The organism is Kribbella sp. NBC_00482 (assembly GCF_036013725.1).
Lineage (GTDB): Bacteria > Actinomycetota > Actinomycetes > Propionibacteriales > Kribbellaceae > Kribbella.
Genome location: NZ_CP107881.1, coordinates 2,179,756 through 2,193,244, shown reverse-complemented (window position 1 = coordinate 2,193,244; position 13,489 = coordinate 2,179,756). Strand labels below are relative to the sequence as shown.

Sequence of the window (13,489 nt, the reverse complement as noted above, 5' to 3'; positions counted from 1 at the left end):
CTTATCAAGGATTCGCCATGACCGTGGACATCGAGATCCGACCAGCCACCCGGCCCGGTCTGCTGCACCGCGTCTCCGGGTGGGCCATGCGGCACGCCGTCCTCTCGCTCCTGCTCTGGGTGCTCGTGCTGGCCGCAGTCACCGCCGCGGCGACGGTGGTCGGCGCCAACTACAAGAACGACAACTCGTTGCCGGGCACGGACTCCCAGCGGGTGACGGACATCTTCACGGCGCACCAGCCCAAGGGCGACACGGCCTCCGTCCAGCTCGTCTTCCAGGCCGACGGCGGTCTCGACGCGGAGAAGTCGCGGATCGCGTCGATGCTGGCGGTGGTCCGCGGGCTCCCGCACGTCGCCTCGGTCGCCGACCCGTTCGCGGGTCCGGGCGCCATGTCGACAGATCGACGTACGGCGTATACGACGGTCGGCCTGGATGTCTCGGTGGCGGACATGCCGGTGGACGACGTGCGAACGATCATCCATCGGGCGCAGGACTTCGTGCGGCCCGGCTTGCAGATCGAGGCCGGCGGGGATCTGGCGCGGAGCGCGGCCGAGAGTTCGGGTGGCGCGTCCGAGGGCGCGGGAATCCTGGCTGCGTTGGTGATCCTGGTGTTCCTCTTCGGATCGTTGCTTGCGGCAACGCTGCCGTTGTTGACCGCGGTGTTCGCTGTCGGCAGCACGGTCGCGTTGCTGATGCTCGCGTCGCACCTGTTCACGGTGCCGGAGTACACGACGCCGGTGATGATGCTGGTCGGGCTCGGTGTCGGCATCGACTATGCGTTGCTGATCTTCTCGCGCTATCGCCACGAGTTGCTGAAGGGCGAGGCCGATGCGAAGGTCGTTGCCTTGGACACCGCGGGCCGGTCCGTGATGTTCGCCGGTTGCACCGTCGTCATCGCGTTGCTCGGATTGCTCGCGTTGGGGCTTGGTTCACTGCAAGGCGTTGCGCTCGGTGTCACGTTGACCGTGTTGATGACGATGCTCGCGGCGGTGACGTTGCTGCCGTCGTTGCTGACGCTGTTCGGGAAGCGGATCGAGCGGAGCGTGCGCAAGCATGCCGCGAAGCAGCGGCGTACCCCTGGCGACGGCTGGCGGAAGTTGGCCGGCGTGGTGCAGCGTGGGCCGTGGGTGCCGCTCGTACTCGGGGTCCTCGCGTTGATCGCGTTGTCGCTTCCGGCGTTGGGGATGCGGCTCGGGTTCGCCGACGCGGGGACGGACGATCCGGCGAAGACGAGCCGGAAGGCGTACGACCTGTTGGCGGAAGGGTTCGGGCCCGGATTCAACGGTCCGCTGGTCGTGGTGTCGGAAGGAAACCAGACGCAAGAGCTCATCCAGGCGCTGGCGGGCGATCCCGGGATCGCCGCGGTGACACCGCCGCAGGTGACGCCGGACGGCAAGGTCTCCACCGTCCTCGCGTTCCCGAAATCGGCTCCGCAGGACGCCGCAACCAGCGACCTCGTCCAGCGGTTGCGCGCGGACACGTTGCCGAAGCTCGAAGGGACGTATCTGGTCGGCGGGTCGACGGCAGCGGCGGACGACTTCGCGGCTGCGGTGAGCAAGCGGCTTCCGATCTTCGTACTGGTCGTGGTGGGTTTGTCGGCGTTGCTGCTGATGGCGGTGTTCCGGTCGGTGCTGATTCCGTTGAAGGCCGCCGTACTCAACTTGCTCAGCATCGGCGCCTCGCTCGGAGTCATCACGTTGGTGTTCCAGCAGGGCTGGTTCGGTGCGCAGCCCGGGCCGATCGAGGCGTTCGTCCCGGTGATGATCTTCGCGATCGTGTTCGGGTTGTCGATGGACTACGAGGTCTTCCTGGTGTCCAGGATCCACGAGGAATGGCGGCGTACCGGGGATGCACGGGTCGCGGTACGGGAAGGACTGGCGACGACAGGCAGCGTGATCACGGCGGCGGCCGCGATCATGATCGTGGTGTTCGGCGCGTTCCTGCTGAGCCCGGACCGGATGCTGAAGCAGTTCGGCCTCGGCCTGGCAACCGCCGTGCTGCTCGACGCGCTTCTGATCCGCTGCATCATCGTCCCGGCAGTACTCCGCCTGCTCGGCAACCACGCCTGGTGGCTACCGAGCAGTCTCGAGCGGGTCCTCCCGCGGATCGCGCTGGAAAAGGAATAGCCCATCACTCGGTGGCGGCCACTCCGATCCTGTGACCCTGCGCGTCGGCGAACACACCGAAGCTGGTGCCTGGCACGTGCTGGGCCGGCTGGACGATGTGTCCGCCCAGCCCTTCGGCGCGCGCAAGAGTGTCCGCGACGTCCTCGACGGCCACGAAGAACAACACCTCGTCCTCATCGCTCTGCCGCGGGCTGATCGCGACGTACGGGCCGCCCTCCGCTCCGGTGTCGATGAACGTGTAGCCCGGAACCGCGCCCTCGGACGCGACCTTCCACCCGAACAACTCCGCGAAGAACTCCCGAGTCTTGTCGGGCTCCGCCGACCTGATCTCCGCATGAACAACTGGATGCGCCATGAACCCTCCCTGAACAGTCCCGGTGCCATCACCGAGCTCATCCAGTTGACGAACGACCCATCCCGAAATCGACGGGATCACTCGTAGCGCGAGCTCCAGACGTGGGCCTTGTAGATCTCCGCACCGCCCAATGTCCGCGTCGCTGCGGGTACGGCGAAGTTCACGGTGTCGGTGCACCACGTGGTCCGGCAGCCCGCCTTCGGAGACGTCCGGACCTGCTGGGCGTTCGGCATGCTGCCGATGCTCTTGATACCCGCCTGGTCGAACGTCGCGACGACAGCCGCGGCGGACTTGCTGACCTGATACACCTTCGAGCCGGTCGAAACCCACAGCAGGTCGTGGTTCTCCAGCACCGGAGTCAGGTCGTGGCCGCTGCCGGTCGGCAAGGTGATCACCGGACCTTCGGTGATCACTGGGTTCGCCGGTGTGCCGGTGATCTTCAGGCCGGCCAGCTTGCTGCCACCCAGAACCCACAGCAACTGCCGGGCGGGATCCCACTGCACGCCGTGCGCATCCGGCAGCGGATAGGTGAGGTACGCCGAGGAGCCTTGGGACGCCAGGTAGATACGCACGAATCCGCCGGTGCTCGCGGCCACCGCCACGTTGCCGTCGGGTAGGAGCTCGATGCTGTGCGGGTTGTTGGCCGATCCAACGTTCGTGGCCCAGAGTCGTCGGCCGGCCGGATAGCTGATCAGTCCGGCGAGACCACGGGAGTCCGTCACGAGAGCGACGTACGCGCCGCCCTTCATCCGCAGTTTCACGTCCGACGGTAGGCCCCAGGCGCTGGTCAGTCCGGAGAAGCCGTTGCTGCTGGTGGGGGACCAGGTCCACCTCTGGGCGCCCGGAGTGTTCCAGTTCGCAACCGCCGGGTCCATCAACCGGATCCGGGCCGCCGACGCGTTGTCGTAGTCCTGGTCGGTGATCGCGACCAGACGTCCGGCTTCAGCGGCCTCGGCGGCCTCGGCGGCCTCGGCGGGTGATGGTGTGAGGAGTACTGCCAACAGACCGAGACAACTGAGCCAGCGGATCATTGCCACCCCCAGGTTGGAATGTCACAACCAACGGTAGGTGACCCGTTATTCGCTGACTAGCTCAGACGGTGAGTTGGCCGAAGCGGAGCATGCCGGTGGCGGCGTCTTGGTCCGGGGGGAGGTAGACGCGCTGGATGGCGACCACGATTGCCTCGGCGATGACGTCGCGGAAGGCCGGGTCGGCCAGGCGGGCGGAGTCGTGCGGGTTCGTGACGTACCCGATCTCGAGGCGCACCGCGGGCATCTTGGTCCGGCGGAGCAGGTCCCAGGTCTTGGCGTGGGTGTGGCAGTTCAGCAGGTCGGTGCGGGCGACGATCTCGCGCTGCACCAGGCCGGCGAACTGCTCGCCGACGCTCGACGTGGCGCCGTGCAGGTCGTTGCCGTAGAAGTACGTCGCGACGCCCTGCGCGGCCGGGTTCATCGAACCGTCGGTGTGCAGCGAGACGCACAGGTTCGCGTCCGTCTCGTTCGCGAACGCGGCCCGCGCCAACTCGTCCGGCCCCTGATCGCGGCCACGTGACAAATACGCCCGTACGCCGGTGGCGCCGAGGCGACCCTCGATCCGGGCGGCCAGGTCGTACGCGATGTCGGACTCGCGCAGGCCGTAGCCCTCCCAGCCGTAGTCGAAGCCGCCGTGACCCGGGTCGATCACCACGGTCTTGCCGGACAACCGCGGCCCGGCGGCGCGTACGGCTTCCCGGGCGCGCAGTGCGTCGGGGCGGCCTCCGGTCGCCATCGGCCGGATCCGCTGCAGTGCCTTGAAGGTCGACGGCCCACAGGTGCCGTCGGCGGGTAGACCCATGTTGCGCTGGAACTCCGTCACCGCGCGCTGGGTGTCGGCGGCGAAGATCCCGTCGATCCGGGCGACCGCGAACCCGAGCTCCTGCAGTTTCGCCTGCAGGCTCAGGACGTCGTCACCGCTCATCGGGTGCGACGGGACGTACGTCAGCAGCCGGTCGCCCAGGCGCCAGCGGGCGTCGTCGATCGCGCGGTACGTCTGCGGGCCGACGACGCCGTCGATCATCAGTCCGCGCTGCTGCTGGAATCCCCGGACGGCGTGCGCGGTCGCTTCGTCGTAGACGTCGTGGCCGCCGGTCAGCAGCCCGAGTCTTTGCAGCTTGCCGACGATCTCGGCGACCGCCTCACCGCTGTCGCCGATGCGGTACACGCCGTGCGGGGATTCCATCAGTCAGTACTCCTTGCCGTGGCGGCGGGGTAGTGCTCAGGCGGTGAAGTCGGCGAGCTCCTTCAGCAGCGCGGCCTTCGGCTTGGCGCCGACGATGGACTTCGCGAGCTCACCGTTCACGTAGACGTTGATCGTAGGGATACCGGTAACCCGGTAGTTGCTCGGGGTAACCGGGTTCTCGTCCACGTTCATCTTCAGGAACGTGATCTTGTCGCCGTGGTCCTGGGACAGCTCTTCCAGGATCGGGGAAACCTGGCGGCACGGTCCGCACCACTCGGCCCAGAAGTCGACCAGCACGGGCTTGTCGCTCTTCAGGACGGTCTGGTCGAACTCGGCGTCGGTGACGGCCTTCATGGAGGTAGCTCCTTCAGTGATGTGTGAGGTTCAGGTTCAGACGGAGACAGGCTCGGTGGTGGCGGTCGCGTGCTCGGCGTCCGCCAGGTGCGCCAGGTAGCGCTCGGCGTCCAGGGCGGCCGCACAGCCGGTGCCGGCGGCGGTGATCGCCTGCCGGTAGGTGTGGTCCACCAGGTCGCCGGCCGCGAACACGCCGCGCAGGTTGGTCTCGGTGCTGTCCTGCTTGACCAGCACGTAGCCCTCGTCGTCCAGGTCGACCTGGCCCTTGACCAGCTCGGACCGCGGGTCGTGGCCGATCGCGATGAACAGGCCGGTGGCCGGCAGTTCCCGGGTCTCGCCGGTGACGGTGTCCTTCAGGGTCAGGTGGGTGAGCTTGTCGTCACCGTGGATCGTGTCGACCGCGGAGTTCCACTGGAACTCGATCTTGTCGTTGGCGTACGCCCGGTCGGCCATGATCTTCGAGGCCCGCAGCTCGTCGCGGCGGTGCACCAGGTGCACCTTCTTCGCGAACTTGGTCAGGAAGGTGGCCTCCTCGACGGCGGAGTCGCCACCGCCGACGACCGCGATCTCGTGGTCACGGAAGAAGAAGCCGTCGCAGGTCGCACACCAGGACACACCGTGCCCGGACATCCGGTCCTCGTCGGACAGGCCGAGCTTGCGGTAGCCCGAACCCATCGCCAGGATGACGGCCTTGGCGCGGTGCTCGGTGCCGGCCGAGTCGGTGACCACCTTGATGTCGCCGGTCAGGTCGACCTCGGTCACGTCGTCGGCCACCAGCTCGGCGCCGAAGCGCTCGGCCTGGGTGCGCATCTCGTCCATCAGCGCCGGGCCCATGATGCCCTGCGAGAAGCCGGGGAAGTTCTCCACCTCGGTGGTGTTCATCAGCGCACCGCCGGCGGTGACGGAGCCCTCGAAGACCAACGGCTCCAGTGCCGCGCGTGCGGCGTACACCGCGGCGGTGTAGCCGGCCGGGCCGGAGCCGACGATGATGACGTTGCGGACTGTGGTGGAGTCGCTCATTCAGGCGTTCCTCGTGTCGTCGAGACAGTGACGTCGTACTCAACGGATCCTAGAGGCCGACCATTCCCACGGTACCCATCGCCGGGCCGCCGTACCGCATCGCCGTACGGCGGGTTGACTCAGCGGTTGCGCAGCGTCACCGTAGTCTCGAAGAACGAGCTGGGTACGCCGCCGGGGACGCTACATCCGGTGACCGCGAAGACCTGGATCTCACTCGGCTTCGCACCCTGCAGCCCGATGATCGTGGCGCGCTTGCCGTCGATCTTGGCGGGCTGGACCAGCCGGACGTTCGAGTTCGCGCGGCCGGCCGCGAACGACCTGGCGCACGACTGCTCGTCGGTCGAGCCGTGCAGGATCGAATTCGGGGTGTGGTCCAGCCACCGCTTCGTCGACGGGCCGATGTCCTTGGTGTTCACCGCCACGGTGTCGGCCGGCGGGGTGTTCGGGTCGGCTGCGGCGGCGCCTTCGTTCGCCTGGTCCTTGGTGGCGATCACCACGCCGACGCCGAGTGCGGCGATCAGCACCACACCGGCCGCGGCGCCGAGCAGCTTCGGCAGGTGCCGGCGCGGCTCCTCGCGGATCTGGGCCAGCGAGTGCACTCCGACCGTGGAGGCGCGCAGCACCGACTCGGACACGATCACCGCGTCCAGGTGCTCGGCGACGTCGGCCGGGATCGGGATGTCGCTGCGGCCTTCCTCGGCCAGGTCCGTGGTCAGTTGCAGAAGGGCGTCGTACGTCTGCTGGCAGTCGGGGCATGCCTTCACATGCTCACGAGCGCGGTGCGCCTCGGGGGCAGGCAGCAGGTTCTCGATCAGGTCGGCGATCGTGTCCGTGTCCAGGTGCTCGAGGTGCTCACTGGTCGGCAGACCGGGATCGGTCATCGGGGGCTCGCCTCCTCACGGGAGGTGCGCGGCCGTAGCAGCGTGGTCATAGAAAAACTCCGGTCGAAGGCGTCAGTCGTCCGGTCGCCAGAGGCAGGCGACTTCGCTAGGACGGGGAACCGGGTCATTCGGTTCCCACCGCTTCCGCGGCGGATTTCTCCGGTACGTCGGACTTCCGGGTCGTCTGCCAGTGACGCAGCAGCGGGAGCAGCTTGGCGCGACCGCGGGCGCAGCGCGACTTGACCGTGCCGGGGGCGCAGTCGAGGATCGCGGCCGCCTCCTCGATCGAGTAGCCCTCCATGTCGACCAGGACCAGCGCGGCGCGCTGGTCCTCGTTGATCTGCTTCAGTGCGTTCAGCACGTCCAGCCGGCGCTCCCGAACCTCGGCCGGGTCCTCCTCGGCCGGGCCGGCCAGCTCGGCGGCGCGGTCCTCGTCCTCGGGCAGCGGGTCGGCGGCGCGCACCTGGCGGCGACGGATCCGGTCCAGACAGGCGTTCACCACGATCCGGTGCAGCCAGGTGGTCACCTTCGCGTCCCCGCGGAACGAGTCGGCCCGCCGGAACGCCGAGATGAACGCCTCCTGGAGCGCGTCCGCGGCCTCCTCGGGCTCACCGAGGGTGCGGATCGCGACCGCCCACATCCGGTCCCGGTGCCGCTTGACCAGGTACCCGAACGAATCCGGGTTGCCGGACACGTGCATCCGCAACAGTTCGTGGTCGTCCAGTTGGTCGTAGTTCACCGGACCGCTCGCCGGGGCAGGCAGCGCCGCGCCCTGCGGGACCGGCTCGTCCGCGCCGATGCGCGGGACGTCCGGCCGGGGCGGCGGATTGCCCGAGTCCACGTGAGCGGTCATTTCTGGATCGTGACCTCCGAGATGATGCCCTGATAACCGTCGGACACCTTCGGCAGCTTGGTCAGCCACACCAGCACGTACTGCGACTGAGTTCCGGCCGGCAGGGCCACGTTCACCGTACCCTCGGGCTGGTCCTCCTTGGTCGCCACGGCCTTCCAGCCGTCGATCGACGCCGGCGGCTTGGTGGTGTCGCCGTTCGGGATCAGCACCTGGAAGGTGGTGTCGTCACCGACCAGGGCGACCGCGACGCTCGAGACGGAGGTCTTCGCGCCGAGGTTGTAGTAGATGCCGACGCCCGGCTTCAGGCCACCGAGGTTCGGCTTGTTCCGGTAGGACTGCGTCTTCCAGGTCGTCGACGGGTCGCCGTCGTAAGTGTTCTTCACGTCCTTGGGGTGCTCGACGTCGTCGCCGTCCGGGTCGAAGTCCTTGGCGCTCGCGATCACCGCCTTCCCGCCGGTCGTCGCGGACGGGGTGCTGCTGGTCTGCGGCGGGGCGCTGCTCTTCGTGCCGCCGTCGCCGCTGCCCTGGTCGTTGTTCATCGCGCCCTTGAGCAGGAACTGCGCCATCGCGATCACCGACAGCAGGGCCAGGATCGCGAGCAGGATCAGGATCCGGCCGCCCCATCCGCCCTTGGCCTTCGGCTCCTCGTGCCGGCGCCGGCCGTTCCCGTTCGAGGACGGCGGTGGCTGCCGGCGGACCGGACGGGTCTCGGTGGCCGGGTTGTACGCCGCTTGCGGCGGGCGGTACCCGTTCGGCTCCGCGTCGTACGCCGGTTGCGGGGTCGGGTCGAGCGCCGGCGGCGGAGCCTGCGGCACCACTTGGGTGGCGTCGTCGACGCTGCCGTTCTGCCGGGCGACCTGGACGGTCTCGTCCATCTGGTTCGGGGGCTCGTGCGAGCTGCCGACGACGCCCGATAGCGCCGCGGACAGGCCGGCCGCGCTGGTGATCGGCGGCGCGTGGTGCCGCGGCGGGTCACCGAGCAGGCGGTCGCAGATGTCGTCCAGCGAGCGCGGTACGCCGGCGCGCACCTGGCGCGGGCTCAGCAGCCGACCGTGCTCGACGGGCGCGGGCTGCATTGCCCAGGCCGGAGCCGGACCGGGCCAGCGGCCGGTCAGCGACGCGAAGAGCAGTTGGCCGAGGGAATGGACGTCCTCTTCCGGAGAACCGGCACCGGACGATCGCAGGGCGGCCTCGGTGGCGACACCGATGACCTTGATCGCGCCCGCGTCCGTGATCACCACGGTCGCCGGGCTGATCGCTCCGTGCGCGTACCCGGTGCGGTGCAGGTTCTCGAGCGCCTCGGACACCTCACGGGCCAGCCAGCCCGCCTGCTGCCCGGTGAGCGGTCCGCTGCCGAGCATCCGCTCCAGCGTCCGGCCGCCCGCCCACTCGCGAACGCAGTACGTCACGCCGTCGTGCATGTCGCAGTCGAGCACCCGCAGGAACCGCGGGTCGTTCGCCGCGGCGGCCCGGCGGGCGGCGTCGAAGAGCAGATTGGTCCTGGGATCACCGACCGGCAGGACGTCGACAACGACCGCGCGGCTGAGGACCTCGTCCACGGCACGCCATACCCGGGCGCCGTCGATCTCCGCGAGCAACTCGGCGATCCGGTACCGCCCGGCCAGGAGGGCACCAGGACTCACGGTCTGGTTCGACACGGTGTCTCTCGCCCTCCAATGTACCCGGCTCCTGATCGCAGCCCCATGGTAGTGCCCCGCTGACCTGACAGGTGGTGCACTAATGCACAAGCGGCTCGGATCAGCGGCGGATCGGCAACTTCGATGTGACCATGGACACCACGTCGTTGACCTCGTGGATGCGGAGTACCCGCGACACGGCGGCGTACACCGGCAGCATCACGAGCGCCGCGACAGCCAGCTGGAGGATGGCGCCGAGGGGTCCGGACCAGTCGATCGCGAGGCTGAGGAGCCAGAGCGCCAGGCGGCCCGCGCCCGCGCCGGCCACCGCGGCGATCACCATGGCGAGCAGCGGCAGCCCGATCCCGGCGCCCGGGACCCGCGGCACCCTGCGCCGCAGGACCGGCCGGGAGATCAGTACGGCGACCAGGTACGCCAGCGCGTACGCCCCGCCGAGCACCACGCCGCTGAACCGGAGGTGCGCCTGGTCGAGCAGCACGCGGACCCCGATCACGGCCGCCGCAATGTTCGTCGCCGCGATCACGCACTGCAGGAAGAACGGCGTACGGGTGTCCTCGAAGGCGTAGAACGTGCGGAGCTGGAAGTACTGCACGGTGAACGGCACGATCCCGAGCGCGAGCGTCATCAACGTGTACGACATCAGCGTCAGGTTGTTCTTACCTGAGCCGTACCCGGCGATGATCGTCACGATCGGATAGGCGAACGCGATCATCGCTGCCGCCGCCGGTACGACGATCGCGAGCGTCTGCCGGATCGACCGGGCGGACAGCCGCCCCACCTCGGCGGTGTCCCCGTCGGCCGCGAGCGCCGACATCTGGGGCAGGGCCGCGGTCGCGAGCGAGACCGTGACGATGCCGTGCGGCACCAGGATGATCAGCATCGCGGTGCTGTACGCGAAAAGGCCGGCCTTCGAGCCGGGGTCGTCGGAGGCGCTACCGGCGATCGCGAGCTGCGTGACGACGACCAGCGTCACCTGGTTCACGGCGACGAAAAGAACTGTCCAGATGCCCAATCGGGCAGTGTGCCCCAGACCAGTTCCGCGGAGGCCGAACTTCGGCCGGTAGGTGTGCCCGCTCGCCTTTAGATACGGCAACAGCACCAGCAGCTGTACGGCGATACCCACCGTGTGCCCGAGACCGAGCAGCAGCTCCTCGCCGTGGCTGTACGTCGGCGGGTTGTCGCCGACCCGGTAGATCAGCAGGAAGACCACGATCGACGCGCACGCGACGATGTTGTTCGCGATCGGCGCCCACATCATCGGACCGAACCGGCGCCGCGCGTTCAGTACCTGCCCGACCAGGACGAACGCGCCGTAGAAGAAGATCTGCGGCAGGCAGAGCCGGACGAACATGATCATGTTCGCCTTCTCGGTCATCCGGGACGGGTCGTGCAGCTCCTTCGGCAGGTACAGCTCGGCGATCGCCGGCGCCAGCAGCACACACGCCACCGTGACGATCGCGAGTACGACGAAGCCGAACGTCAGGATCCGGTTCGTGAAGTCCTGGCCGCCGTCGTCGTGGTTCTTGATCGCGCGCACCAGTTGCGGGACCAGCACTGTGTTGAAGACGCCGCCGGCCAGGAGGATGTACAGGCTGTTCGGGATCGTGTTCGCGGCGGTGAAGATGTCGCCGCGCAGCGCCGTACCGATGGCGGCCGCGAGCAGGGCGATCCGGATGAATCCGAGCAGGCGGGACAGCACCGTTCCGGCTGCCATCACCGCCGCGGAGCGCAGGGTGCGGTCAGCCATCCTTCGAACCGACTCCTTCTTTCAGGGACGCATCCGGAGCCGGAGCTTCGGGTACGCCGTTCGCCTCGGGGCGATCGTGGGCGGGATCGGAGGTGCCGTCGGAGGTCTCGGCAGTGGCGCCGGTGGTCGCGGCGGCCGTGTTGCGGCGCTCGGTGCGGACCCGGCGGTAGATGCGGACGAACGACGTACCGAACAGCAGGGCGCAGGCGGCGCCGACCAGGATCCAGCCGACGCTGCCGTACTGGCTGGCCTGGATCAGCAGCTCCTGCGGCTTGCCGACCGGTCTTCCGTCGGCGTTGGTCACCTGGGCGTTGGCGCGGATCAGGCCGTTCTGCTCGGCGCTCGCGGTGATCCGCGGCGTCCACTTCTGCCCCGGGCCGAGGACGGCGGTCGGCAGGTCCTTGATCTTCAGGTCGGACCGGTTCGCCGAGCTGACCACGATGCCGACCCGGACCGACCATTCGGTGTCGTTGGTGATCGTCAGCGGGAACGTGCCTTTGCTGCCGGCCAGGTTGACCTTGATCTCCTTGCGCAGCCCGCGGTCCACGCTCGCGTTGACCAGGTGCACCTTGCCGAGCTGCTGGTTGGCCGAGCCGAGCTCGATCGCGGCGAAGCGCCGGGCTTCTTCCGGGAACCCGTTCCAGCCGGACGAGGTGGACCGCAGCAGCGCCTGCGTCATCACCTCCGGCAACGCGTTCCCGTCGACGAGCAGGTCCTGCATCGTGGTGGTCGCGTCGTCGAGCTGACTGATGCCGTCCAGCTGGGCTTCGGTCAGTACGCCGTTCGTCTTCGCCGCGGCCGGTGCCTTGGTGGTCAGCGGATTCGGGTTGGCCGTCACCACGCCGGCCACGTCGGTGGCCTTGATCCAGGGCAGCGACAGACTGCCTGCGAGTGCAGCGGTCGCGCGGCCGTCGCTGTCCCAGCCGCGGGGCGGCGCGACGACCACGGACGCGGGGCCCTTGCCGCCGGCCGCGATCAGCGCGGTGACGGCAGCGAACCGTTGCCGGACCTGGAGCGGGCTCTCGGCGGTCTCTGGATCCGGGCCGCCGGTGGTCAGGGACGAGTTGGCGATCACCGTGCGGACGGCCTGGTCGGGGCCTTCCGGCGTGAGTACGTCGTACACGGGGCTGGTGGTCAGTACCGGGCGGGTCGAGGCCGACCACGACGAGCTGCTGACCAGGTTCAGGTCGTCGGGGGTGGCACCGGCGAAACCGACGGATGCCGCGCCCAGGTACCGACCGGCGGCGGCGCCGCCCTCGAGCGACAGCCCGTTGGTGAAGCCCGGGGCGAGTTCGCCACCGGACCGCTCGGTCTTCGTGCGGGCCTGCCCGACGAGCCTCTTCAGCGGGTCGCCCGCGTCCAGCAGGCCGGCCACGTCCGGATCGCCGTACGGCAGCAGGACGACCTGGTTGCCGCGGGTCCGTCCGGCGTCGAACTCCCTGAGCCAGGTGGTCGCGTCAGCCTGACCGGCCCCCGGCGTCGTCTGGCCGTTCTCGCCAACGACGACGTACCCCTTGGACAGCTGCCGGATCTCGTCGAGCATCGCCGGGTCGACCAGCCAGGTGACCAGGTGCTGCCGGCCGAGCGCGAGCAGCCGGCTGAGTGATCCGGTCGGCGCGAGGGACGTGGCCAGCGACTCGTTGGCGAAGTTCTTGCCGCCGAGCTGGGTCGGGCGGTGCCGCAGCGGTACGACGAGGGCGGTGTTGACCGGACGGGTCAGCGGCTCCTTGCCGAGCACGGGCATCAGCGTCCGGGCTCGGCCGGCCATGATCCGCGAGCTGTTCGGCGGCTGGCCCCGGAACGCGACGCCGACGACGTACACGCCGGTGCTGTCGGTGATCCGCCATTCCTTCCACGGCACCGTGAGCGTGAACTCGACTGTTTCCTTCGGCGCGAGCGGCTGCTCGAACGGCTGGAAGGTCTGCTCGTCGTTGGCCAGGTTGCGGCAGCTGTCGCGGTCGCCCATCGGGATGTTCTGCTCGGCGGAGATCGCGTCCAGCGCCGCCGTACTGGCCAGGCGGGTCCGATCGATACAGGCGAGGGCCTGCGGCTCCTCGAACGTCACCGAGCTGGTGTTCGTCACCCGGCCCTTGATCACGACCGGCTCGCCCGGCTTCGGCGCGGTCGGGCCGAACGTGTCGATGGTGACCTGGACGGCCGGCTCGTCGGCGGGCGCCGCCTCCGCCTCGGGCGGAGCGCCCAGAGTCGCTGCCGAGGCAGCAACTACAAGGCACGCTCCCGCCATCGCGGAGAGCCTCAGTCGCCGTCTGAACACGCC

Annotated in this window: 11 protein-coding genes; 1 reads left to right on the top strand and 10 read right to left on the bottom strand. The window is 69.0% G+C overall.

What is annotated here, in order from left to right:
- The first annotated feature begins 17 nt into the window (after window positions 1–17).
- Entirely contained in the window at window positions 18–2,126 is a 2,109-nt protein-coding gene (locus OHB24_RS11020; RefSeq protein ID WP_327638878.1) for an MMPL family transporter, read from the top strand.
- A gap of 4 nt (window positions 2,127–2,130) precedes the next feature.
- Here the strand turns inward: OHB24_RS11020 and OHB24_RS11015 are convergent, their stop codons facing one another.
- The 10 genes from OHB24_RS11015 to OHB24_RS10970 all read right to left on the bottom strand — a co-directional run bounded on the left by OHB24_RS11015 (window position 2,131) and on the right by OHB24_RS10970 (window position 13,486).
- Window positions 2,131–2,481 carry a VOC family protein gene (locus OHB24_RS11015; protein ID WP_327638876.1) on the bottom strand — a complete coding sequence of 117 codons (351 nt, stop codon included), beginning with the start codon at window positions 2,479–2,481 and terminating at the stop codon, window positions 2,131–2,133.
- Between the two features lie 77 nt (window positions 2,482–2,558).
- A complete protein-coding gene (locus tag OHB24_RS11010) occupies window positions 2,559–3,482 on the bottom strand; it encodes a DUF6528 family protein (RefSeq protein ID WP_327638875.1) in 924 nt (307 codons plus the stop codon).
- Window positions 3,483–3,573: 91 nt separating this feature from the next.
- Window positions 3,574–4,698, bottom strand: coding sequence for an N-acetylmuramoyl-L-alanine amidase (locus tag OHB24_RS11005; RefSeq protein WP_327638874.1), 1,125 nt, complete (start codon window positions 4,696–4,698; stop codon window positions 3,574–3,576).
- 36 nt (window positions 4,699–4,734) lie between these two features.
- Entirely contained in the window at window positions 4,735–5,052 is a 318-nt protein-coding gene (gene trxA, locus OHB24_RS11000) for a thioredoxin (RefSeq protein ID WP_327638873.1), read from the bottom strand.
- Between the two features lie 36 nt (window positions 5,053–5,088).
- Complete coding sequence (gene trxB / locus OHB24_RS10995) at window positions 5,089–6,072, bottom strand: thioredoxin-disulfide reductase (RefSeq protein ID WP_327638871.1); 984 nt, start codon at window positions 6,070–6,072, stop codon at window positions 5,089–5,091.
- A 119-nt stretch (window positions 6,073–6,191) separates the two neighbouring features.
- Window positions 6,192–6,953, bottom strand: a complete 762-nt coding sequence (locus OHB24_RS10990; RefSeq protein ID WP_327638870.1) for an anti-sigma factor family protein — start codon at window positions 6,951–6,953, stop codon at window positions 6,192–6,194.
- A gap of 124 nt (window positions 6,954–7,077) precedes the next feature.
- Window positions 7,078–7,806, bottom strand: a complete 729-nt coding sequence (sigM, locus tag OHB24_RS10985; protein WP_327638869.1) for an RNA polymerase sigma factor SigM — start codon at window positions 7,804–7,806, stop codon at window positions 7,078–7,080.
- On the bottom strand, window positions 7,803–9,464 hold the full coding sequence (locus tag OHB24_RS10980; protein WP_327638868.1) for a hypothetical protein: 1,662 nt from the start codon (window positions 9,462–9,464) through the stop codon (window positions 7,803–7,805). Before OHB24_RS10980 ends, sigM begins: the two co-directional genes overlap by 4 nt.
- Before the next feature lie 100 nt (window positions 9,465–9,564).
- Entirely contained in the window at window positions 9,565–11,211 is a 1,647-nt protein-coding gene (gene murJ, locus OHB24_RS10975; protein ID WP_327638867.1) for a murein biosynthesis integral membrane protein MurJ, read from the bottom strand.
- Entirely contained in the window at window positions 11,204–13,486 is a 2,283-nt protein-coding gene (locus tag OHB24_RS10970; protein WP_327638866.1) for a hypothetical protein, read from the bottom strand. The genes murJ and OHB24_RS10970 overlap by 8 nt, the downstream gene beginning before the upstream one ends.
- Window positions 13,487–13,489 lie beyond the last annotated feature (3 nt).